The organism is Escherichia sp. TW14182 (assembly GCF_000208525.1).
GTDB classification, from domain to species: Bacteria; Pseudomonadota; Gammaproteobacteria; order Enterobacterales; family Enterobacteriaceae; genus Escherichia; species Escherichia ruysiae.
Genome location: NZ_AEJZ01000001.1, coordinates 1 through 23634 on the forward strand (window position 1 = coordinate 1; position 23634 = coordinate 23634).

Consider the following 23634-nt stretch of genomic DNA (forward strand, 5'->3'; position numbering starts at 1 on the left):
ACACTATCAGTAAGTTGGAGTCACTACCAACGCTGGCTTAGCTTTATGAGATTATTCTTATCGCCCCTTCAAGAGCTAAGCCACTGTGAGTGCCGGAGATAAGCGCCGGATGGGGTAGAAACCCTTAAGTCTGTGTTGAACATACTTAAGGGTTTTCTTATTTCTGAACGAGTCACTTTTTACCTATCTCTTAAATAGTCATTTTCAATACAACTTTTTCTTTTCCATCACAGTCTTAAATGCCCTCCGGTAATAATCATTAACTAACAATGAGATACCTAATTCTTAGCGTGCCTGTTAAGCCGCACATCAGGGTCTATGCTTATTAAATGCAGGCAAAAAGCATGTTTTACGGTAAAGCCCCTGCGTTTGCTGGGTTGAACTGATAATCATTATCACTAACATGCTGTTATACGCTGAAAGCGATGAAGTGAGGTAAATCGATGGACATGCATTCAGGAACCTTTAATCCACAGGATTTCGCCTGGCAAGGCTTAACGCTGACACCCGCAGCGGCGGTGCACATCCGCGAGCTGGTGGCAAAGCAGCCAGGTATGGTCGGCGTGCGCTTAGGCGTGAAGCAAACGGGTTGCGCGGGCTTTGGCTATGTACTCGACAGTGTTAGCGAGCCGGACAAAGACGATCTGCTGTTTGAACAAGACGGCGCGAAGCTGTATGTCCCGCTACAAGCAATGCCGTTTATTGATGGCACGGAAGTCGATTTCGTTCGCGAAGGACTCAATCAGATATTCAAATTTCACAACCCGAAAGCCCAGAATGAATGTGGCTGTGGCGAAAGCTTCGGGGTATAGGCGGTACTATGTCTCGTAATACTGAAGCAACTGACGATGTCAAAACCTGGACTGGCGGCTCGCTGAATTATAAAGAAGGATTCTTCACCCAGTTAGCCACTGATGAGCTGGCTAAGGGCATAAACGAAGAGGTGGTGCGCGCAATCTCGGCGAAGCGTAATGAACCGGAGTGGATGCTGGCGTTTCGTCTCAACGCCTTTCGCGCATGGCTGGAGATGGAAGAGCCGCACTGGTTGAAGGCGCACTACGATAAGCTGAATTATCAGGATTATAGCTATTACTCCGCGCCTTCATGTGGTAACTGCGATGACACCTGTGTTTCTGAACCGGGCGCGGTGCAACAAACCGGCGCAAACGCTTTTTTAAGTAAAGAGGTTGAAGCGGCATTTGAGCAGTTGGGCGTACCGGTGCGGGAAGGCAAAGAGGTGGCGGTGGATGCCATTTTCGATTCTGTTTCGGTTGCCACCACTTATCGCGAAAAACTGGCGGAGCAGGGGATCATTTTCTGTTCCTTTGGCGAAGCGATTCATGAGCACCCGGAGCTGGTGAAGAAATATCTCGGCACCGTGGTGCCTGGGAATGACAACTTTTTTGCCGCGCTCAATGCAGCGGTGGCTTCCGACGGTACGTTTATTTATGTACCTAAAGGCGTGCGCTGCCCGATGGAACTTTCCACCTATTTTCGCATTAACGCAGAAAAAACCGGGCAGTTTGAGCGCACCATTCTGGTAGCCGACGAAGACAGCTACGTCAGCTACATTGAAGGCTGCTCCGCACCAGTGCGTGATAGCTACCAGCTACACGCGGCGGTGGTGGAAGTCATCATCCATAAAAACGCCGAGGTGAAATATTCCACGGTGCAAAACTGGTTCCCTGGCGATAACAACACCGGCGGTATTCTCAACTTCGTCACCAAGCGTGCTCTGTGCGAAGGCGAAAACAGCAAAATGTCGTGGACGCAATCGGAAACCGGTTCAGCCATTACCTGGAAATACCCAAGCTGTATTTTGCGCGGCGATAACTCCATTGGTGAGTTTTACTCAGTGGCGCTGACCAGCGGTCATCAGCAGGCTGATACCGGCACCAAGATGATCCACATCGGTAAGAACACCAAATCGACCATTATCTCGAAAGGGATCTCTGCCGGACACAGCCAGAACAGCTATCGCGGCCTGGTGAAAATCATGCCGACGGCAACCAATGCGCGCAACTTCACTCAGTGCGACTCAATGCTGATTGGCGCTAATTGCGGGGCGCATACCTTCCCGTATGTCGAATGTCGCAATAACAGCGCACAACTGGAGCACGAGGCAACGACATCGCGTATTGGTGAAGATCAGCTCTTTTACTGCCTGCAACGCGGGATCAGCGAAGAAGACGCCATCTCGATGATTGTTAACGGTTTCTGCAAAGACGTGTTCTCGGAACTGCCGCTGGAATTTGCCGTTGAAGCACAAAAACTCCTCGCCATCAGTCTTGAACACAGCGTCGGATAAGGAATAAACATGTTAAGTATTAAAGATTTACACGTCAGCGTGGAAGATAAAGCTATCCTGCGCGGATTAAGCCTCGACGTTCGTCCCGGCGAAGTTCACGCCATTATGGGGCCAAACGGTTCGGGCAAAAGTACCTTATCGGCAACGCTTGCCGGGCGCGAAGATTATGAAGTGACGGGCGGCTCGGTTGAGTTTAAAGGCAAAGATTTGCTAGAGCTGTCGCCGGAAGATCGTGCAGGCGAAGGGATCTTTATGGCTTTTCAGTATCCAGTGGAAATCCCTGGCGTCAGTAACCAGTTTTTCCTGCAAACGGCGCTCAATGCGGTGCGTAGTTATCGCGGTCAGGAAACCCTCGACCGCTTCGATTTTCAGGATTTGATGGAAGAGAAAATCGCCCTGTTGAAGATGCCGGAAGATTTATTAACCCGTTCGGTTAACGTTGGTTTTTCCGGTGGCGAGAAAAAGCGCAACGATATTTTGCAAATGGCAGTGCTGGAGCCGGAGTTATGCATTCTTGATGAGTCGGACTCCGGGCTGGATATCGACGCATTAAAAGTGGTTGCCGATGGCGTGAACTCGCTGCGTGATGGCAAGCGTTCATTCATCATCGTGACGCACTACCAACGCATTCTTGACTACATCAAGCCTGATTACGTCCACGTGCTGTATCAGGGGCGAATTGTGAAATCCGGCGATTTCACGTTGGTCAAACAACTGGAGGAGCAGGGTTATGGCTGGCTTAGTGAACAGCAGTAACGTGCTGCAACAGTGGCATCACTTGTTTGAGGCTGAAGGGGCAAAACGCTCCCCGCAAGCGCAGCAGCATTTACAACAATTGCTGCGTACCGGTCTGCCGACGCGTAAACATGAGCACTGGAAATATACGCCGCTGGAAGGGCTGACCAATAGCCAGTTTGTCAGCATTGCGGGGGAGATATCCCCACAGCAGCGTGATGCCTTAGCCTTAACGTTAGACGCCGTGCGACTGGTGTTTGTCGATGGACGTTACATGCCAGCACTGAGCGATGCAACTGAAGGCAGCGGATATGACGTGAGCATAAACGACGAACGCCAGGGGCTACCCGATGCTATTCAGCCAGAAGTGTTTCTGCATCTGACGGAAAGCCTGGCGCAAAGCGTTACGCATATTGCGGTGAAGCGCGGTCAACGGCCTGTAAAGCCATTGCTGTTAATGCATATTACCCAGGGCGTGTCAGGTGAAGAGGTGAACACTGCCCATTATCGCCATCATCTGGAACTGGCGGAAGGCGCGGAAGCGACGGTGATTGAACATTTTGTCAGCCTTAATGATGCCCGCCATTTTACCGGCGCGCGCTTCACTATTAACGTCGCAGCGAACGCCCACTTGCAGCATATCAAGCTGGCGTTTGAAAACCCGGTCAGTCACCACTTTGCCCATAACGATTTGCTGCTGGCAGACGATGCCACCGCATCTAGCCACAGTTTTCTGCTTGGTGGCGCAGTGTTACGGCACAACACCAGTACGCAACTTAATGGCGAAAACAGTACGCTGCGGATTAATAGCCTGGCGATGCCGGTGAAAAATGAAGTGTGCGATACCCGCACCTGGCTGGAACACAATAAAGGTTTTTGTAACAGCCGCCAGTTGCACAAAACTATCGTCAGCGACAAAGGGCGCGCGGTATTTAATGGTTTGATTAATGTCGCGCAGTATGCCATCAAGACTGACGGCCAGATGACCAATAATAATCTGCTGATGGGCAAGCTGGCGGAAGTGGATACCAAACCGCAACTGGAAATTTATGCCGATGATGTGAAATGCAGCCACGGCGCAACGGTCGGGCGTATTGATGATGAGCAAATGTTCTATCTGCGTTCTCGCGGGATCAATCAGCAGGATGCCCAGCAGATGATCATCTATGCCTTTGCCGCCGAACTGACGGAAGCCTTGCGCGATGAGGGTCTTAAACAGCAGGTGCTGGCTCGAATCGGCCAACGGCTGCCGGGAGGTGCAAGATGACTTTTTCCGTTGAGAAGGTACGGGCCGATTTTCCGGTGCTCTCGCGTGAGGTGAACGGTTTGCCGCTGGCTTATCTCGACAGCGCCGCCAGTGCGCAGAAACCGAGCCAGGTGATTGACGCCGAGGCTGAGTTTTATCGTCACGGCTACGCGGCGGTGCATCGCGGTATTCATACGTTAAGCGCCCAGGCGACCGAGAAAATGGAGAACGTGCGTAAGCGTGCATCGCTGTTTATCAATGCCCGTTCGGCGGAAGAGCTGGTGTTCGTCCGTGGCACGACGGAAGGGATCAATCTGGTCGCCAATAGCTGGGGCAATAGCAACGTGCGGGCAGGCGATAACATCATCATCAGTCAGATGGAACACCACGCTAACATTGTTCCCTGGCAGATGCTTTGCGCGCGCGTTGGCGCAGAGCTGCGGGTGATCCCGCTTAATCCGGACGGCACGCTGCAACTTGAGACGTTGCCTAATCTGTTTGATGAGAAAACCCGCCTGCTGGCGATTACTCACGTGTCTAATGTACTGGGGACGGAAAATCCGCTGCCGGAAATGATCGCACTTGCGCACCAGCATGGCGCAAAAGTGCTGGTGGATGGCGCTCAGGCAGTGATGCATCATCCGGTGGATGTGCAGGCGCTGGATTGCGACTTCTACGTTTTTTCCGGGCATAAACTGTATGGCCCCACCGGCATTGGCATTCTTTATGTTAAAGAAGCCTTGTTGCAGGAGATGCCGCCGTGGGAAGGGGGCGGGTCTATGATTGCCACCGTCAGCCTTAGCGAGGGTACTACCTGGACCAAAGCGCCGTGGCGGTTTGAGGCCGGCACGCCCAATACGGGGGGCATTATTGGTCTTGGTGCGGCGCTGGAGTATGTATCAGCTCTGGGGCTTAACAACATTGCTGAGTACGAACAGAATCTGATGCATTACGCGCTGTCACAACTGACAGCAGTGCCGGATCTTACTCTGTATGGGCCACCGGACAGACTTGGCGTTATCGCCTTTAATCTCGGTAAACATCATGCCTATGATGTTGGCAGTTTTCTTGATAACTACGGTATCGCTGTGCGTACCGGCCATCACTGCGCGATGCCGTTGATGGCGTTTTATAACGTTCCGGCTATGTGTCGGGCGTCGTTGGCTATGTATAACACCCATGAAGAAGTGGATCGTCTGGTGACAGGATTGCAACGCATTCATCGTCTGCTGGGATAACAGGGAGGCTCTATGGCTGTATTGCCGGATAAAGAAAAATTGCTGCGTAATTTTTTACGCTGCGCCAACTGGGAAGAGAAATATCTCTACATTATTGAACTGGGTCAGCGTCTGCCGGAATTACGCGATGAAGACAGAAACCCGCAAAATAGTATTCAGGGCTGTCAGAGTCAGGTATGGATTGTAATGCGCCAGAATGCGCAGGGAATTATTGAATTGCAGGGCGACAGCGATGCCGCCATTGTGAAAGGGCTTATTGCGGTTGTTTTTATTCTCTATGACCAGATGACGCCGCAGGATATTGTTAATTTTGACGTTCGCCCGTGGTTTGAAAAAATGGCGCTTGCTCAGCATCTCACCCCATCTCGTTCACAAGGTCTGGAAGCGATGATTCGTGCAATCCGCGCTAAAGCCGCTGCACTTAGCTAAACTAAAGGAACAGCTTTCATCTGGATGACTCACATTGCCGGATGGTCGATGTTTACTCTGACCAGCACAGGAGTGTTTCGGCTTCAGGTAAGCAAAAGCACCATCCGACGTCTTAGCGTGAGTCTCCGGCAAATACAGGAGGTTTACAATGAAACGCGCGTCTCTGCTTACACTGACCCTTATCGGCGCGTTTAGCGCCATACACGCTGCCTGGGCGGTAGATTATCCACTCCCACCAACCGGCAGCCGACTGGTTGGGCAAAATCAAACGTATACGGTGCAAGAGGGGGATAAAAACCTTCAGGCCATTGCCCGACGTTTTGATACTGCGGCAATGTTGATTCTGGAAGCCAATAACACGATCGCCCCGGTGCCAAAACCAGGTACGACGATAACGATTCCTTCACAACTGTTATTACCTGATGCGCCGCGTCAGGGGATTATCGTTAACCTTGCCGAGCTGCGTCTTTATTATTATCCGCCAGGAGAAAATATCGTGCAGGTCTACCCGATAGGCATTGGCTTGCAGGGGCTGGAAACGCCAGTGATGGAAACGCGGGTTGGGCAGAAAATCCCTAACCCTACCTGGACACCGACCGCTGGTATTCGGCAGCGTTCGCTGGAGCGTGGCATAAAATTGCCGCCAGTCGTTCCTGCCGGGCCAAATAACCCACTAGGACGCTACGCAATGCGCCTGGCGCACGGCAATGGCGAATATCTCATTCATGGCACCAGTGCGCCGGACAGCGTCGGTTTGCGCGTCAGTTCGGGCTGTATTCGTATGAACGCACCGGATATTAAAGCCTTGTTCTCCAGCGTGCGGACGGGGACGCCGGTGAAAGTGATCAATGAGCCGGTGAAATACTCTGTAGAACCGAACGGAATGCGTTATGTGGAAGTACATCGCCCCCTGTCGGCAGAGGAACAGCAGAACGTTCAGACGATGCCGTACACACTGCCAGCAGGCTTTACGCAATTTAAAGACAATAAGGCTGTAGATCAGAAGTTAGTCGATAAAGCGTTGTATCGTCGGGCAGGGTATCCGGTTTCAGTGAGCAGTGGAGCAACTCCCGCAGCCAGCAATGCGCCTTCAGTAGAGTCAGCGCAGAATGGTGAACCAGAGCAAGGAAATATGTTACGCGCGACGCAATAGCAGTAATTAGCAGGCAAAAAAAATGGCGCACAATGTGCGCCATTTTTCACTTCACAGGTACTATTACTTGCGGTATTTAGTAGCCATGTTGTCCAGACGCTGGTTAGCACGAGCTGCGTCATCTTTAGCAGCCTGAACGTCGGAACGCATTGCGTTCACGTCGTTGCTCAGCTGGTCAACTTTAGCGTTCAGAGTCTGAACGTCAGAAGACAGCTGATCGATTTTAGCGTTGCTGGAGCAACCTGCCAGCAGAGTAGAACCCAGGATTACCGCGCCCAGTACCAGTTTAGTAGCTTTCATTATTAATACCCTCTAGATTGAGTTAATCTCCATGTAGCGTTACAAGTATTACACAAAGTTTTTTATGTTGAGAATATTTTTTTGATGGGAAGGCACTTATTTTTGATCGTTCGCTCAAAGAAACATCGAACGCTGGGTTTTAGATAAAAAAATTGAGAGAAAACAGGATGCTTCCATCGGATTCATCTTAGATAAAGTGAGATTATATAGTGAAATCCGATTTGATTTTTTATTGCTTCTGGTTATCGATTAAATAAAAAAAGCGCCCATCAGGGCGCTTGGATATACAAATTAATTCACAAAAGCAATATTACAGGACGTGAACAGATGCGGTGTTGGTAGTGCCGCTCGGTACAAGTGCACCGGAAACCATTACTACAACGTCACCTTTGTGCGCCAGACCGCTCTGCAGAGCCAGTTCTTTACCCAGGCGGTAGAAATCATCAGTAGAAGTGATCTCTTTAACCAGCTGCGGCACAACGCCTTTGCTCAGCACCAGCTGATGTGCAGTTTTTTCGTTAGTGGTCAGCGCCAGGATGGTTGCATCCGGGAAGTATTTACGCACTGCACGAGCAGATTTACCGCCCTGAGTTGCTACGACGATCAGCGGAGCATCCAGTTTTTCAGCAGTTTCAACTGCACCACGGCAAACAGCTTCGGTAATGCGCAGTTTACGGTTGTCGTTGTTGAACTCGAGACGGCTGTTCATCACGCGGTCGGTACGTTCGCAAATGGTTGCCATGATAGAAACAGCTTCCAGCGGGTATTTACCTTTTGCGGATTCACCAGACAACATTACTGCGTCAGTACCGTCGAGGATGGCGTTCGCAACGTCACCGGCTTCTGCGCGGGTCGGACGTGGGTTTTTGATCATGGAATCCAGCATCTGGGTCGCAGTGATAACGACTTTACGTGCGCGGATACATTTTTCGATCATCATCTTCTGGGCGAAGATAACTTCTTCAACCGGGATTTCAACACCCAGGTCGCCGCGAGCAACCATGATGCCGTCAGATGCTTCGAGGATTTCGTCGAAGTTATTGAGGCCTTCCTGGTTTTCGATTTTGGAGATGATTTGGATGTTTTCGCCGCCGTGCGCTTTCAGGTGCTCACGGATTTCGATAACGTCAGAACGCTTACGGATAAAGGAAGCAGCAACAAAGTCTACGCCTTGTTCGCAACCAAAGATGAGATCCTGTTTGTCTTTTTCAGCCAGTGCCGGCAGGGCAATAGAAACGCCTGGCAGGTTCACACCTTTGTTTTCGCCCAGGTCACCGTTGTTCAGTACCTTACAGATAACTTTGTTACCTTCAATGGCGGTAACTTCCATACCGATCAGACCATCGTCAACCAGTACGGTGTTGCCGACGGACAGGTCAGAAGTGAAACCTTCATAAGTTACCGCAACCATTTCGCTGTTGCCGATAACAGATTTGTCAGTGGTGAAAGTAAAGGTCTGGCCTGCTTTCAGAGAAACGTCATTACCGCCTTCCAGTTTCATGGTGCGGATTTCCGGACCTTTGGTATCGAGCAGGATAGCGGCAGTTTTACCTGTTTTGCTCATCACGTTGCGCAGGTTCTGAATGCGCTGACCGTGTTCTGCATAGTCACCATGAGAGAAGTTCAGACGCATGACGTTCATGCCCGCGTCCAGCATTTTAGCTAACATCTCTTCAGATTCGGTTTTTGGTCCGATGGTGCAAACAATTTTGGTCTTTTTCATGACAGTCTTAGTCTTTAAGTTGAGAAGGATAGGAGAAACTTGCTTTCTGGGCGCACTGCCGGAAAGCGAATCCGGTATTACGAAAGTGATGGTGCCTCGCTCTAAGGATAGGTGACATCGAAAAAGCGTGCAGAGGAATGTGTGCTTGTGTCTCAGCCCAACGTGAGTGCCTGTTTTTGAGTCGTTGAGTTCTACAGTCCAAAGTGCTGAAACCATTCAAGAGTCAATTGGCGCGCATTATACGCTGAAATTAATCCAAAAGGAAAACAAAAACAGCGTTTCAAAAAATATACAAGTCGCCAGACAATAAATTGTTATCAAAGATTTAACGTTCCTGGGAAAAGATTACGCAAAAACTTCGTTGTTTGCGCAACATCTGGAGGTGAGGTCGCCAGAGGGGGAGGAGTGTATGTTCATCAGGTGTATAAATACACCATCGCTCAATCGCTACAGTCAAAATAATTTATCGCGTTATTTATATGATTTTATTTGGTTTTTGTTTAATTGATTAGATTGATATATGCTGATAGTTGGCATGATAAATAGGTATAAAGAATGGGAAATCGAACAAAAGATGACGAACTGTACCGCGAGATGTGCAGGGTAGTCGGTAAAGTTGTGCTGGAAATGCGCGATTTGGGACAGGAACCAAAACATATTGTCATCGCTGGCGTATTACGCACGGCTTTAGCCAATAAACGCATTCAACGTAGTGAACTGGAAAAACAGGCGATGGAAACCGTCATTAACGCGCTGGTAAAATGATCGTTCAGGATGAAGTGCAACGCTTCATCCTGATACGTTTCTTTCAATCGCAGTCACAGCTAATTTTCATAAATAGCAACTGATGAAATTATATCAGTTGCGATATGTATTAAAGTGTATAACGATAATGTTATTTTTATTTTCTGGAATGAATATCACAAATAATTGTCGCTTAAATGAAATTAATTTCAGATGATAATAAATATCAGTCCACTTTTAATTTTTCACTTTGTGATTTTAATTGATAACGATCAATGTTAAGAGCTCAGAATAATCACATTATTTTTTCTCCTAACCATAAAGGATTAGTTTATCAGCGTTAAATCTTTCTCATACACTATCGGGTTAGGGAAAATATCTGGTGTTGGGGACAGAGTCAGCAGCGTATTAGTTGAATGCTTAATATCAGGCTGCTGAATTGTCAGCACTGTGTTTGCGAAGAGGATGCGAAATAAATGAACCCGGTTGGACGTCCACTATTAGATATTGGCTTAACGCGATTAGAATTCTTGCGTATATCAGGAAAAGGCCTTGCTGGTTTAACAATTGCCCCTGCGTTACTGTCACTTTTGGGTTGCAAACAGGAAGATATTGATAGCGGCACGGTTGGGTTGATAAATACCCCCAAAGGGGTGCTGGTGACCCAGCGAGCGAGATGCACAGGCTGTCATCGCTGTGAAATCTCTTGTACCAACTTCAACGATGGCTCAGTGGGCACTTTTTTCTCCCGCATTAAAATTCATCGCAATTATTTCTTTGGCGACAATGGAATAGGATCAGGCGGTGGCCTGTATGGCGATCTGAACTATACCGCTGACACCTGTCGTCAATGTAAAGATCCGCAATGCATGAACGTTTGCCCGATTGGCGCGATTACCTGGCAGCAGGAAGAAGGCTGTATTGTCGTCGATCATAAACGTTGTATTGGTTGTAGCGCCTGTACCACAGCATGTCCGTGGATGATGGCTACCGTAAATACCGAAAGTAAAAAATCCTCGAAATGTGTGCTATGCGGTGAATGCGCAAATGCCTGCCCAACAGGGGCGTTAAAAATTATCGAGTGGAAAGATATTACTGTGTGAATCTTGCAAAGGAAAAAATCATGGCTAACGGTTGGACAGGTAATATATTAAGAGTCAATCTCACGACAGGAAATATTACCCTCGAAGATTCCAGTAAGTTTAAAAGTTTTGTCGGTGGCATGGGCTTTGGCTACAAAATTATGTATGACGAAGTGCCTGCTGGCACTAAACCTTTCGATGAAGCGAATAAATTAGTCTTCGCTACAGGGCCATTAACTGGCTCTGGTGCTCCCTGTAGTTCTCGCGTAAATATCACCTCACTTTCCACTTTTACCAAAGGAAATTTAGTCGTCGATGCCCATATGGGCGGCTTTTTTGCCGCGCAAATGAAATTCGCTGGATACGACGTCATTATTATCGAAGGGAAAGCGAAATCACCGGTTTGGCTGAATATTAAAGATGACAAAGTTACCCTTGAAAAAGCAGATTTCCTATGGGGTAAAGGGACGCGAGCCACGACGGAAGAAATTTGTCGTTTGACCAGCCCGGAAACCTGTGTGGCAGCTATTGGTCAGGCTGGTGAAAACCTTGTGCCGCTCTCTGGCATGTTGAATAGCCGTAATCACAGTGGTGGCGCGGGAACTGGCGCAATAATGGGGTCGAAAAACCTCAAGGCGATTGCAGTTGAAGGGACTAAGGGGGTCAACATTGCCGATCGTCAGGAAATGAAACGTCTCAATGACTACATGATGACCGAACTTATCGGGGCTAATAACAACCATGTGGTGCCAAGTACACCGCAATCGTGGGCGGAGTACTCCGATCCCAAGTCTCGCTGGACGGCGCGTAAAGGTTTGTTCTGGGGAGCGGCGGAAGGCGGCCCGATTGAAACAGGAGAGATCCCGCCGGGAAATCAGAACACGGTCGGTTTTCGCACCTATAAATCCGTTTTTGACTTAGGTCCGGCGGCAGAGAAATACACGGTAAAAATGAGCGGCTGCCACTCTTGCCCAATTCGTTGTATGACCCAGATGAACATTCCTCGGGTCAAAGAGTTCGGCGTGCCCAGCACCGGCGGTAACACTTGTGTAGCAAACTTTGTCCATACCACCATCTTCCCGAACGGGCCGAAAGATTTTGAAGATAAAGACGATGGTCGTGTCATTGGTAATCTGGTTGGTCTGAATCTGTTTGATGACTATGGTCTGTGGTGTAACTACGGGCAGCTACATCGAGATTTTTCGTATTGCTACAGCAAAGGCGTGTTCAAACGCGTTCTGCCTGCTGAAGAGTATGCGGAAATTCGCTGGGATCAGCTGGAAGCGGGTGACGTTAACTTCATCAAAGATTTTTACTACCGTCTGGCGCATCGCGTGGGTGAGTTGAGCCACCTGGCTGATGGCTCATATGCCATTGCGGAACGCTGGAATTTGGGCGAAGAGTATTGGGGTTACGCGAAAAATAAACTCTGGTCACCATTTGGCTATCCGGTTCACCATGCTAATGAAGCCTCGGCGCAAGTTGGTTCCATTGTTAACTGCATGTTCAACCGCGATTGCATGACGCACACCCACATTAACTTTATTGGTTCCGGTCTGCCGTTGAAATTGCAGCGTGAAGTGGCGAAAGAGCTTTTTGGCTCTGAAGATGCTTACGACGAAACCAAAAACTACACGCCGATCAATGACGCAAAAATTAAATATGCCAAATGGTCACTGTTGCGGGTCTGTTTGCATAACGCCGTCACCCTGTGCAACTGGGTCTGGCCAATGACCGTTTCGCCGCTGAAGAGCCGTAATTACCGTGGTGACCTTGCTTTAGAAGCCAAATTCTTCAAAGCGATCACCGGTGAAGAGATGACCCAGGAAAAATTAGATTTAGCCGCTGAACGTATCTTTACACTGCATCGTGCTTACACGGTAAAACTGATGCAAACCAAAGATATGCGTAATGAGCACGATCTTATTTGCTCCTGGGTATTCGACAAGGATCCGCAGATCCCGGTCTTTACCGAAGGAACTGACAAAATGGATCGCGACGATATGTACGCGTCTCTCACGATGTTCTACAAGGAAATGGGCTGGGATCCACAACTCGGTTGTCCGACACGTGAAACGTTGCAGCGTCTGGGGTTGGAAGATATTGCCACCGATCTGGCTGCACACAATCTGCTTCCGGCGTAAGGAATAGGTGAGATGAGCCATCAGGATGAGCTGCCGCTACCCGGCGTCAGCGAAGTTGATGAGGTGAAGTGTCAATGGTTGCAGGGGATGCGTCACACCGGTGATACGGTCAGTGAAGACATCGCAGAACCAGAACCTACAGACGTCCTGGCAGAGTTTATCCGCCAGCATTCGGTAGCGGGTCAACTGGTGGCGCGCGGCGTGTTTCTCTCGCCACCCTATTCGGTTGCTGAAGAGGATCTGTCTGTTTTGCTGGAAGGCATAAAACAGAACGGAGACTACGCGGATATCGCCTGTATCACGGGAACTCACGATGATTACTATTACTCAACGCAGGCCATGAGCGAAAACTACGCGGCGATGTCTTTGCAAGTTGTGGAGCAGGACATTTGTCGCGCCATTGCTCATGTCGTTCGTTTTGAGTGCCAGACGTATCCGCGACCCTACAAAGTCGCCATGCTGAGGCAAGCGCCATATTACTTCCAGGACGCGCAGATTGAAGCCGCGATAGCCGCGATGGATGTTGCCCCTGAATATGCCGATATACGCCAGGTTGAGTCATCGACAGCGGTGCTGTACCTGTTTAGTGAGCGGTATATGAGCTATGGCAAGGCTTATGGCTTATGCGAATGGTTCGAGGTAGAGCAGTTTCAGAATCCCTGAAATTTCAGGGAAATGTCATGGACAGGGTGGACAGTTGCAGCCACTGCATTAGGGGATAATCAGATGTCCTTCACTCGACGCAAATTTGTTCTGGGGATGGGAACAGTAATCTTTTTTACTGGTTCTGCGTCTTCGCTGTTAGCGAACACCAGGCAAGAAAAGGAAGTTCGGTATGCCATGATTCACGATGAGTCACGGTGCAATGGTTGTAATATTTGCGCCCGTGCATGTCGCAAGACCAATTACGTTCCTGCTCAGGGAAGCCGTTTATCGATAGCACACATTCCTGTCACCGATAACGACAACGAAACGCTGTATCACTTTTTTCGCCAGTCATGCCAGCACTGCGAAGATGCTCCTTGCATTGACGTTTGCCCAACAGGGGCGTCGTGGCGTGATGAGCAGGGGATCGTGCGGGTAGAAAAATCGCAGTGCATCGGCTGCAGTTATTGCATTGGCGCTTGTCCGTACCAGGTTCGTTACCTTAACCCTGTGACTAAAGTAGCGGATAAATGTGATTTCTGCGCCGAGTCCCGGCTGGCAAAAGGGTTTCCGCCCATTTGCGTCAGCGCCTGCCCGGAACACGCATTGATCTTTGGCCGCGAAGATAGCCCAGAAATTCAGGCGTGGTTACAGGAAAATAAATACTATCAATATCAGCTACCTGGTGCCGGGAAACCGCATTTGTATCGCCGGTTCGGTCAACATTTGATTAAGAAGGAAAATGTATGAACCCGTCGCAAAATGCTGAACAGTTTCAGAGCCAGTTGGCGAACTATGTACCACAGTTCGCCCCTGAATTTTGGCCGGTGTGGCTGGTCATTGCCGGGCTATTGCTGGTTGGGATGTGGTTAGTCCTGGGCCTGCACGCTTTGCTTCGTGCTCGTGGTGTGAAGAAATCAGCCACCGATCATGGTGAGAAGATTTATCTTTACAGCAAGGCGGTCAGATTATGGCACTGGTCGAACGCATTACTCTTCGTATTGTTGCTGGCAAGTGGGCTAATTAATCACTTTGCGCTGGTGGGCGCAGCTGCGGTCAAAAGTCTGGTTGCTGTGCATGAAGTTTGTGGATTCTTGTTACTGGTATGCTGGCTTGGCTTTGTTCTGATTAATGCCGTTGGGGGTAATGGTCACCACTATCGCATTCGTCGTCAAGGGTGGCTGGGGCGAGCGGCGAAACAAACGCGATTTTATCTGTCTGGCATTATGCAGGGGGAAGCGCACCCTTTTCCAGCGACAATGCAGTCTAAATTTAATCCCTTACAGCAGGTAGCCTATGTCGGGGTGATGTATGGATTACTGCCGTTATTACTGGTGACGGGGCTGTTGTGTCTCTATCCGCAAGTCGTGGGCGATGCGTTTCCTGGCGTAAGATACTGGTTATTACAAGCGCATTTTGCTCTGGCATTTATTAGCCTCTTTTTCATCTTCGGTCATCTCTATCTTTGCACTACGGGGCGTACTCCGCACGAAACCTTTAAATGTATGATCGATGGCTATCACCGACATTAACGTATGATCATTACGCGAGAGAACCTGCGAGAGTGGCGTGTAGGAGCGGTCATATACCGCTGGTTTTTGCGCCATTTTCCGCAGGACGGCAGCTATGCCGATGTTCACCATGCGCTGATCGACGAAGGGTATACGGATTGGGCAGATAGTCTGGTTGAGTATGCATGGAACAAATGGCTGACAGACGAAAACTTTGCTCGCCAGGAAGTTTCTTCTATGCAAAAACTGGTCACAGAACCAGAGGAACCGACATTTTGCCGCCAGTTCTCCAGTGCCGAGGATAACGCACGCGTCGGGTGTTGCGACGATAACGCCAGAATAGTTACAGCAGGTTATGCGGCGCAAATTGCCAGCACGGGCTACAGCGTACGGATGGCTAGTGTGGGTTTTAACAGCCATATTGGCAGCTCAGGCGAGCGTGCCCGCGTGGCAGTGGTGGGTAACTCGACTCGAATCAGCAGTGCCGGAGATGGTAGCCGTATTGCGAATGCCGGGATGCGAGTACGCGTCTGTACTCCAGGTGAAAGGTGTCATGTCGCCAGTAATGGCGATCTGGTACAAATTGCCAGCTTTGGCGCAAACGCGAAAATTGCTAATAGCGGTGATAATGTTCACATCATTGCCAGCGGTGCTAACTCAACAGTAGTCAGTACGGGCGTGGTTGACTCGATTGTCCTCGGGCCTGGTGGCAGCGCCGCACTGGCATATCATGATGGCGAAAGAGTGCGCTTCGCCGTCGCCATTGAAGGTGAAAACAATATCCGTGCCGGAGTCCGCTATCGTCTCAATGCACAGCATCAGTTTGTTGAGTGCTGATTAATCAACCGAAAGACGCCGACGTGCACGGGATGTAGGTTTTACAATGGCCTGCGCCATAGCCTCGCCAATTTCTGCACAAGCCGTAAGTCCCTGGACGAAAGGCCGGTTGTGCATCAGCCAGGGTAAAGCACCGAACGCCACGCGACCACGAACTTCTTCAGGTTGCTGTAGCGTATAATCTTCACCAACATCAGGGATTTCCTCGCCTGTTTTCTGCAATTGTTCGCGTAGCCCAGGGAAAGGAATATCTTTCACTTTGAGTGGACGTTGGCCTCGGGCATCAATAAAAACATCAAACGAGTAGCTGTTATCCGCTGTTTTCAGAATTGTGCGCGTTTCGTTGTTTTCCATCTCGTAGTCCTCACCGAGGGCGAGAATATGAATGATCCCCGCTTCGCGTAAGGCCAGTAATCGTCTTATAGATTCTGAAGGGATTGCCGCATAATTATCGATAAAGACTCTGGCAAGACCTTTACTGAATCGCTTATGGTCGTGTTCATTCAGATGCGGCACAATTTCCTGTACAGCTTCATGCAAACGCAGAATGACATAACGCCAGGGGACGGTATGTTTTTGCCGTTTATGTTGCTCGACTTCGGCTAAGTTTTCTTCCGCCCAGCCAAAAGGGTCATGCTGTTTACGCTCGGCAAACCAGGTTTGCGCAAAGGTATCGACATTGAGGCGCTCTAACGCTATGCGTTGGCTCCAGTCTGGATCGGCAGAATTAATTTCTTGCTGTATCAATTTGAATACCCGATCCAACAGGCCTTCTGCACCTTTTTCTATTTCTGTATTTAAGGCCTGTTCTGTGACGATGCGTAACGGTTCGTAGGGGATGGGGCAATAGAAATCGGCTTCCGGCAAAATGCCCGTGCGCGACATCAACGTAATGTGCAGATTTTCACTGTTGCTATCACGTTGAAAGATAACTCGTTGTTTATCTTCTTCAATAAACGAACCATGCTGAATAGCCACTGCCATTGCCGCATCCAGTCCGCTCAAGGATGTTCCCATAATGCCCACGTTACAGGCATCGATCTTTGCTTCCATCAGACCCGACCACGGGCTGGGAAAATACGTTCGGGTTGCTTCTTCTTCATCAGGCCAGACGTGACCGGTGGCTATTACCGCTAAATCAAACGTCTCTGTGTGTAAATCCTGATTTGTAGCAAGTATCACGCCAGCATTTGTACTTTGCAGATCGGTAACCTGGCATGATTCATAAATAGCCACTTCAAATTTTTGCTGTCGCGCCTGATCTACTAATCGTAAAAATCGATCGCGGAAATATTCTCCCAGCAAAATACGCGGTAAAAACTGACGATCGTGCAAGGTTTCTTTTTTAACGCCGTAACGTTGTAGATGGCTGGCATCTTGCTTTTGTAGCCATTCGAGATACGTACAATAAATCGGCGGTATTTCAATGCTGGCAATATTTGCCAGCATTAATTTAGAGTTTTCTTCGTCGTTGTACGGCATTCCGACACCGGCCTCGTCAGCCTGTTCGAAGATGGAAATAGAAAGCGGCGTTGGTTGCTGTAAAAGCGAGAAGAGAGTGTAGATCCCTGTTGGTCCGGCACCCACAATGGCAATTTTTTTCATTGTTACTTACCTGAATGTATTCTTTTGAATTTAGTGTTATCAGATAAGTTTGGTTGATATTTTTAGAATTTGGGAAATTTCAGACAGAGATGAAAAGGGCGCTAACCGCCCTTCATGGAGACTTGTCAGGCGAGTTTTGCTTGATTGATTTGACTCAGTGGCTCATTGATATCGAAAACTTTGGCGATAACTTCTGCAACGCCGAGGTTCTTCAGACGGGCAGTATGTTTATCCAGATAGGCAAGGGCGCTTTTTTCATCAGTGAAAAGGTAGATCCCACCGGCTTCGCGGTTCTTTTCACTTTCCGTCCATACCTTCCACAGAAAACCAGGTTCCTGATTAATCGACTCGGCAAGCGGTTTAAGCTGCTCAGCCATTGCGTCGCCAAATGGGCCATTAAAAGCAAAATGAAGTTGTAACAAAGTTGCCATAGCGATTCTCCTTCTGATAACGCATACGAAGACAGTGTAAATCTTTTAACGTATTGGATACAGAGAAGAAACAGAGGGAAAAGGGAGAAGACCAGATTAAGAAATCTGGTGCGTCCGAGTGGACTCGAACCACCGACCCCCACCATGTCAAGGTGGTGCTCTAACCAACTGAGCTACGGACGCAGGATGGTGCGTTCAATTGGACTCGAACCAACGACCCCCACCATGTCAAGGTGGTGCTCTAACCAACTGAGCTATGAACGCAACGTTGTAGGTGACAACGGGGACGAATATTAGCGGCAGAGTGGGAAGGTGGCAAGAGGCAAAACGTAATTTTCTGCGGTATTTCGACCGTTTGCAGAGCTTTTAAGCAAATTGGCTATATTTTGTTGATTTGCAAGGGCGATTTTTATTCAGGATCGCATTTACATCTGACACAACCCACTATCTCGCGCATCAGGATATAAACCGAGTCGTTTGCCAGCAAATCAATTCTATCGTGGATAAATCCTCCGTAGCCTTTACACTTAGGTAGCGATAAGGGCACACAGATGCAGCAAAGGAATAAATCATGGGATCTGATGCAAAAAACTTGATGAGCGACGGGAAAGTGCAAATTGTTAAGACCGGCGAGGTCATTAGCGCGACTCAACTTACTGACGGTGAGTTGCTCGTTGAGACAGGCGGAAGAGCAGAAAACACCGTAGTGACAGATGCGGGTTGGCTGAAAGTGGAAACGGGTGGGATCGCCAAAGGCACACAATATGGCAACAATGGCACGCTATCGGTCAGTGACGGTGCAATTGCCACAGACATTGTTCAATCTGACGGTGGAGCAATTAGCCTCTCAACGCTCGCTACTGTTAATGGTCGCCATCCCGAAGGTGAATTTAGCGTTGATAAGGGCTATGCCTGCGGTTTGTTGCTGGAGAATGGCGGAAATTTGCGCGTACTGGAAGGTCATCGGGCAGAAAAAATTATTCTCGATCAGGCTGGTGGTTTATTGGTCAACGGGACGGCTTCATCAGCAATAGTGGATGATGGCGGTGAATTGTTGGTGTATCCGGGTGGGGAAGCCGGCAATTGTGAGATTAATCAGGGCGGCGTTTTTATGCTGGCGGGGAAAGCCAGTGATACGTTGCTTGCTGGTGGCACCATGAATAATCTCGGTGGTGAAGACGATAATACCATTGTTGAAAATGGAGCCATTTACCGTCTGGGGACGGATGGCCTTCAGCTTTATAGTTCCGGTAAGACGCAAAACCTGGCCGTTAATGCTGGTGGTCGGGCTGAAGTGCATGCTGGTACGCTGGAAAACGCGGTCATACAAGGTGGGACGGTGATCCTGATGTCACCCACCAGCGCGGACGAAAATTTTGTTGTAGAAGAAGATCGAGCACCGGTTGAACTGACCGGGAGTGTTGCCGTTCTGGACGGTGCTTCAATGATTATTGGCTATGGTGCAGATCTGCAACAATCAACGGTTACGGTACAGCAGGGTGGCGTGTTGATTCTCGATGGCAGTACGGTAAAAGGTGACAACGTCACTTTAAATGTTGGCAACGTCAATCTCGATGGCGGAAAAGTGTGGCTGATCACTTCTGCGGCAACACATGTGCAACTGAAAGTGAAACGCCTGCACGGAGAGGGAACGATTTGCCTGCAAACCAGCGCGAAAGAAATTTCACCTGACTTCATCAATGTGAAAGGGGAAGTTAGTGGCAATATCCTCGTTGAGATAACGGATGCCAGTCGGCAACCAATTTGCAGTGCGCTTAAACTGCAACCTGACGAAGACAGGATTGGCGCAACGCTCCAGCCCGAATAAAAACTAAGGCGCAATCTGTGAAGGTTGCGCCTTGTTTTTTAGCGAGCTGCGCGTTGCAGAATGATGTCTGATGGCAGACGTTGCAGGAAACGCATACGCAGCATCATCATAATAGCGGCAGAAGTCAGGCCAATAATAAAGCCGATCCAGAAACCTGCTGGCCCCATTGGCTCAACCACCAGATCGGTCAGCGCCAGAATGTAGCCGCTCGGCAAGCCTAATACCCAATACGCCGTAAAGGTAATATAAAAAATCGACCGCGTATCTTTATAACCACGCAAAATCCCACTGCCGATAACCTGTATGGAATCAGAAATCTGATACACCGCCGCCAGCAACATTAAATGTGCCGCCAGCGTTACGACCTCTGGATTATCGTTATACAGCAGGGCAATCTGTTCCCGCAGTGAAACCGTGAAAATTGCGGTCAGAGTCGCCATACAAACGCCAACCATCAGTCCTGTCCGCGCGGCTGTTTGTGCATCCAGCGTTGAACCCTGGCCCAGACGATAACCTACACGGATGGTTACCGCTGCGGCCAGCGACATTGGAAGCACGAACATCAGTGAACTAAAGTTCAGTGCAATCTGGTGGCCTGCCACATCGATAATACCGAGCGGAGATACCAACAGCGCCACTACAGCAAACAGTGTCACTTCAAAGAACAACGCCAGCGCGATAGGTAGACCAAGCTGCACCAGTCGTTTCAATGCGGCGGAATCGGGTTTCGCGGTGCCTTTTTCGTTGCGGATATCGCGCATGGAACGGGCATGTTTAATATAAGAAACCATGGCGAGGAACATCACCCAATACACAGCCGCCGTCGCTACACCACAACCGACGCCACCGAGTTCAGGCATTCCGAAATGACCATAAATAAAGATATAGTTGACCGGAATGTTCACCAGCAGGCCAATAAAACCCATCACCATCCCAGGTTTGGTTTTTGCCAGCCCTTCACACTGGTTACGCGCGACCTGAAAGAACAGATAGCCCGGAGCACCCCACAGCAGTGCACGCAGGTAACCTACCGCTTTATCGGCGAGCGCCGGATCGATATTTTGCATGGAGCGGATGATATAACCCGCATTCCACAGAACCACCATAATGAGCACCGAGACAAAGCCGGCTAGCCAGAAACCTTGTCGTACCTGATGCGCTATGCGTTCACGGCGACCAGAACCATTCAATTGCGCGATCACTGGCGTCAACGCAAGCAGCAGTCCGTGACCGAAAAGAATAGCCGGGAGCCAGATAGATGTACCAATGGCGACCGCCGCCATGTCGGTGGCGCTATAGCCGCCCGCCATGACAGTATCGACAAAACCCATCGCTGTTTGGGCGATTTGCGCGAGAATCACCGGGATTGCTAATGCTAATAACAGACGCGCTTCACTGATATACTTCTGCACGTGAACACCTTTTATATTGTTGTTATATGAGAGACTAAAAAGCCGCCTGAATGGGCAGCAAAAAGAAGAAGCAGGGGAAATTCAGTCTATTGTAGCGAGGATTTATTAATTCTCCAGTGAAAAAATAACCATTCAGCCCCCTTTACTGGTAAGGGTGTTTCCCACCTGCTATTGTGCTGAACAGAATGCCTTAACTGATTTCAGGAGTTGTAAGTATGTTTACGGGGATAGTGCAGGGCACTGCAAAACTGGTGTCGATTGACGAGAAACCAAATTTTCGTACTCATGTGGTTGAGTTACCTGACTATATGCTGGATGGTCTGGAGACCGGTGCGTCTGTGGCACACAACGGTTGTTGCCTGACCGTGACGGAAATCAACGGTAACCATATCAGTTTTGATCTGATGAAAGAGACGTTACGCATTACTAATCTTGGCGATTTACAGGTTGGGGATTGGGTAAACGTAGAGCGTGCGGCTAAATTCAGTGATGAAATTGGCGGGCATTTAATGTCGGGTCATATTATGACCACCGCTGAAGTAGCGAAAATATTAACCTCTGAAAATAATCGCCAGATCTGGTTTAAAGTGCAGGATAGTCAGTTGATGAAATATATCCTGTACAAAGGATTTATCGGAATCGACGGTATTAGCCTGACCGTCGGCGAAGTAACGTCAACACGTTTCTGCGTGCATTTAATTCCAGAAACGCTGGAACGTACCACCCTCGGTAAGAAAAAACTCGGTGCACGCGTCAATATTGAAATCGATCCACAAACTCAGGCAGTGGTAGATACGGTAGAACGTGTGCTGGCGATGCGAGAAAAGGCGTTGAATCAATAACGGACTGAAATATGATATCGCCCCCAAACGGGGGCGATAGAATAACATTTAGCGTGCAACCCGAAGACCGTTTTCGACTCCTCGAGAGAACACCACTTGCCAGAGTTGAATATCACGGGCGCGGAAAGCACCAGCGCAAGCATTCAGATAATAGGTAAACATCCGTTTAAAGCGTTCACTGTAATTATCCGCAATTTCCGGCCAGGCGGCGAGGAATCGTTCATACCAGGCCATTAGCGTGGTATCGTAATCGGCGCCAAAGTTATGCCAGTCTTCCATCACAAAGTGTGGTTCGCTGGATTGAGCGATCTGGCGCACAGAGGGCAGGCAACCGTTCGGGAAAATATATTTATTAATCCACGGATCAACATTCAGATCGGTTTTTTTCGAGCCGATAGTATGTAACAGGAAAATACCTTCCGGTTTCAGATTGCGATCTACCACCTCAAAATAGGTGTTGTAATTTTTCGGCCCGACGTGTTCGAACATTCCCACTGAAACAATGCGGTCAAATTGATCGTTCAGGTCACGGTAATCTTGCAGCAATATGGTGACATCCAGACCTTCGCAGCGATCCTGAGCCATTTTCTGCTGTTCAGCAGAAATGGTGACACCCACCACACTTACGTCATAGTTAGACGCCATGTAGTGCGCCAGTCCGCCCCACCCGCAGCCAATATCCAGTACGCGCATCCCTGGTTTCAACTGCAATTTTTCACAGATCATTTTAAGCTTCGCTTGTTGGGCAGATTCCAGATTATCGGCATCTTTCCAGTAAGCGCAGGAATACTGCATGAAGGGATCAAGCATACGGCTGAACAGGTCATTACCCAGATCGTAATGCTCTTTGCCGACTATCCAGGCACGTTTTTTACTCTGCAAATTGAAGAGACGAGCGCCTGCGATGCGCAGAGTGTCTTTGAAATGATGGGGGAGTTGGTTTTCGAGACCTGCGCGTAAGACTTTGCTAAAAAACATATCCAGTCGGTCACATTCCCACCAGCCATCCATATAACTTTCGCCTAACCCCAACGATCCTTCCTGCAGAACGCGTTTAAAAAAATCGGGGTTTTTAACACGAATATCCGCCGGGGCAGAACCGTTGATGGCTATACCGGCGCGGCTAAGTAATTCGTTGGCGATTCTGTACCAGTTGTCATCCGGTACGCTGACTTCTTCTATACACGATGAACTCATAGTTTCTCCATCACTGGTCGGTGATCAGAACCTTAAAACAGCGTAGACGCTTTTTGGGCTTTGTGAGAAATCTCGCAGAAAATCCGCGAGTCTATAATCCGACGTAGAACAGAGGGAAAGGAGGAACCCTTGCCGAAATGACCATCCATAGCAATCCGGGAACGCTCCTGTCCCCGTAAAAACATAATATTTATCGTAATCTTAACAACTGGAAATTAGTATAG

The 23634-nt window shown here is 49.1% G+C and carries 23 protein-coding genes and 2 tRNA genes; 16 read left to right on the plus strand and 9 right to left on the minus strand.

Annotated features, from left to right (window positions below):
- The first annotated feature begins 443 nt into the window (after positions 1–443).
- The 7 genes from sufA to ldtE all read left to right on the plus strand — a co-directional run bounded on the left by sufA (position 444) and on the right by ldtE (position 7109).
- Positions 444–812, plus strand: coding sequence for a Fe-S cluster assembly scaffold SufA (gene sufA / locus EQY_RS0100005; protein WP_000367173.1), 369 nt, complete (start codon positions 444–446; stop codon positions 810–812).
- An 8-nt stretch (positions 813–820) separates the two neighbouring features.
- Positions 821–2308, plus strand: a complete 1488-nt coding sequence (sufB, locus tag EQY_RS0100010; protein ID WP_024212343.1) for a Fe-S cluster assembly protein SufB — start codon at positions 821–823, stop codon at positions 2306–2308.
- 9 nt (positions 2309–2317) lie between these two features.
- A complete protein-coding gene (gene sufC, locus EQY_RS0100015) occupies positions 2318–3064 on the plus strand; it encodes a Fe-S cluster assembly ATPase SufC (protein ID WP_000948866.1) in 747 nt (248 codons plus the stop codon).
- Positions 3039–4310: a Fe-S cluster assembly protein SufD gene (gene sufD / locus EQY_RS0100020; RefSeq protein WP_000908091.1), complete on the plus strand. Its 1272-nt coding sequence runs from the start codon at positions 3039–3041 to the stop codon at positions 4308–4310. Before sufC ends, sufD begins: the two co-directional genes overlap by 26 nt.
- Complete coding sequence (gene sufS, locus EQY_RS0100025) at positions 4307–5527, plus strand: cysteine desulfurase SufS (RefSeq protein ID WP_000144611.1); 1221 nt, start codon at positions 4307–4309, stop codon at positions 5525–5527. The genes sufD and sufS overlap by 4 nt, the downstream gene beginning before the upstream one ends.
- Before the next feature lie 12 nt (positions 5528–5539).
- Entirely contained in the window at positions 5540–5956 is a 417-nt protein-coding gene (gene sufE, locus EQY_RS0100030; protein WP_000279732.1) for a cysteine desulfuration protein SufE, read from the plus strand.
- 148 nt (positions 5957–6104) lie between these two features.
- Positions 6105–7109 carry a L,D-transpeptidase LdtE gene (ldtE, locus tag EQY_RS0100035; protein WP_000817076.1) on the plus strand — a complete coding sequence of 335 codons (1005 nt, stop codon included), beginning with the start codon at positions 6105–6107 and terminating at the stop codon, positions 7107–7109.
- 63 nt (positions 7110–7172) lie between these two features.
- On the opposite strand, the gene lpp is transcribed toward ldtE, so the two are convergent.
- From lpp to ynhH, 3 genes are all read right to left on the minus strand, one after another.
- Entirely contained in the window at positions 7173–7409 is a 237-nt protein-coding gene (lpp, locus tag EQY_RS0100040) for a murein lipoprotein Lpp (protein WP_000648420.1), read from the minus strand.
- 310 nt (positions 7410–7719) lie between these two features.
- Positions 7720–9132: a pyruvate kinase PykF gene (gene pykF, locus EQY_RS0100045; RefSeq protein WP_010346010.1), complete on the minus strand. Its 1413-nt coding sequence runs from the start codon at positions 9130–9132 to the stop codon at positions 7720–7722.
- A gap of 7 nt (positions 9133–9139) precedes the next feature.
- The gene (ynhH, locus tag EQY_RS27185) at positions 9140–9334 is read right to left on the minus strand and encodes a protein YnhH (protein WP_242664678.1); all 195 of its coding nucleotides are present in this window, start codon (positions 9332–9334) and stop codon (positions 9140–9142) included.
- A 353-nt stretch (positions 9335–9687) separates the two neighbouring features.
- Here ynhH and fumD point away from each other — a divergent pair, with 353 nt between their 5' ends.
- The 7 genes from fumD to ydhT all read left to right on the plus strand — a co-directional run bounded on the left by fumD (position 9688) and on the right by ydhT (position 16095).
- On the plus strand, positions 9688–9897 hold the full coding sequence (gene fumD, locus EQY_RS0100050) for a fumarate hydratase FumD (RefSeq protein ID WP_000528337.1): 210 nt from the start codon (positions 9688–9690) through the stop codon (positions 9895–9897).
- A gap of 455 nt (positions 9898–10352) precedes the next feature.
- Positions 10353–10979 carry a ferredoxin-like protein gene (locus EQY_RS0100055; RefSeq protein WP_001070270.1) on the plus strand — a complete coding sequence of 209 codons (627 nt, stop codon included), beginning with the start codon at positions 10353–10355 and terminating at the stop codon, positions 10977–10979.
- A 20-nt stretch (positions 10980–10999) separates the two neighbouring features.
- Positions 11000–13102, plus strand: a complete 2103-nt coding sequence (locus EQY_RS0100060) for an aldehyde ferredoxin oxidoreductase (protein WP_001273487.1) — start codon at positions 11000–11002, stop codon at positions 13100–13102.
- 12 nt (positions 13103–13114) lie between these two features.
- Complete coding sequence (locus EQY_RS0100065) at positions 13115–13765, plus strand: YdhW family putative oxidoreductase system protein (protein ID WP_000019337.1); 651 nt, start codon at positions 13115–13117, stop codon at positions 13763–13765.
- A gap of 63 nt (positions 13766–13828) precedes the next feature.
- A complete protein-coding gene (locus EQY_RS0100070) occupies positions 13829–14497 on the plus strand; it encodes a 4Fe-4S dicluster domain-containing protein (RefSeq protein ID WP_050545344.1) in 669 nt (222 codons plus the stop codon).
- Entirely contained in the window at positions 14494–15279 is a 786-nt protein-coding gene (gene phsC / locus EQY_RS0100075; RefSeq protein WP_001070019.1) for a thiosulfate reductase cytochrome B subunit, read from the plus strand. The genes EQY_RS0100070 and phsC overlap by 4 nt, the downstream gene beginning before the upstream one ends.
- Before the next feature lie 3 nt (positions 15280–15282).
- Positions 15283–16095 carry a protein YdhT gene (gene ydhT / locus EQY_RS0100080; protein WP_000587605.1) on the plus strand — a complete coding sequence of 271 codons (813 nt, stop codon included), beginning with the start codon at positions 15283–15285 and terminating at the stop codon, positions 16093–16095.
- Here ydhT and EQY_RS0100085 read toward each other — a convergent pair whose 3' ends face one another.
- The 4 genes from EQY_RS0100085 to EQY_RS0100100 form a co-directional block, all read right to left on the minus strand.
- Positions 16096–17700 carry an FAD-NAD(P)-binding protein gene (locus tag EQY_RS0100085; protein ID WP_000716872.1) on the minus strand — a complete coding sequence of 535 codons (1605 nt, stop codon included), beginning with the start codon at positions 17698–17700 and terminating at the stop codon, positions 16096–16098.
- 125 nt (positions 17701–17825) lie between these two features.
- Positions 17826–18131 (minus strand): monooxygenase, encoded by a 306-nt coding sequence (locus EQY_RS0100090; protein WP_000212666.1) that lies wholly within the window; start codon positions 18129–18131, stop codon positions 17826–17828.
- 106 nt (positions 18132–18237) lie between these two features.
- A tRNA-Val gene (locus EQY_RS0100095) sits at positions 18238–18314 on the minus strand.
- 4 nt (positions 18315–18318) lie between these two features.
- Positions 18319–18395 (minus strand) — tRNA-Val (locus tag EQY_RS0100100).
- Positions 18396–18702: 307 nt separating this feature from the next.
- Between EQY_RS0100100 and EQY_RS0100105 the strand changes: the two genes are divergently transcribed.
- Positions 18703–19959, plus strand: a complete 1257-nt coding sequence (locus tag EQY_RS0100105; protein ID WP_000534233.1) for an AIDA repeat-containing protein — start codon at positions 18703–18705, stop codon at positions 19957–19959.
- A 38-nt stretch (positions 19960–19997) separates the two neighbouring features.
- Here EQY_RS0100105 and mdtK read toward each other — a convergent pair whose 3' ends face one another.
- Positions 19998–21371 carry a multidrug efflux MATE transporter MdtK gene (mdtK, locus tag EQY_RS0100110; protein WP_001174973.1) on the minus strand — a complete coding sequence of 458 codons (1374 nt, stop codon included), beginning with the start codon at positions 21369–21371 and terminating at the stop codon, positions 19998–20000.
- Positions 21372–21586: 215 nt separating this feature from the next.
- Here mdtK and EQY_RS0100115 point away from each other — a divergent pair, with 215 nt between their 5' ends.
- Entirely contained in the window at positions 21587–22213 is a 627-nt protein-coding gene (locus EQY_RS0100115; RefSeq protein ID WP_000493959.1) for a riboflavin synthase, read from the plus strand.
- 48 nt (positions 22214–22261) lie between these two features.
- Here EQY_RS0100115 and cfa read toward each other — a convergent pair whose 3' ends face one another.
- Positions 22262–23410, minus strand: a complete 1149-nt coding sequence (gene cfa, locus EQY_RS0100120; protein ID WP_000098889.1) for a cyclopropane fatty acyl phospholipid synthase — start codon at positions 23408–23410, stop codon at positions 22262–22264.
- Positions 23411–23634: the final 224 nt, after the last annotated feature.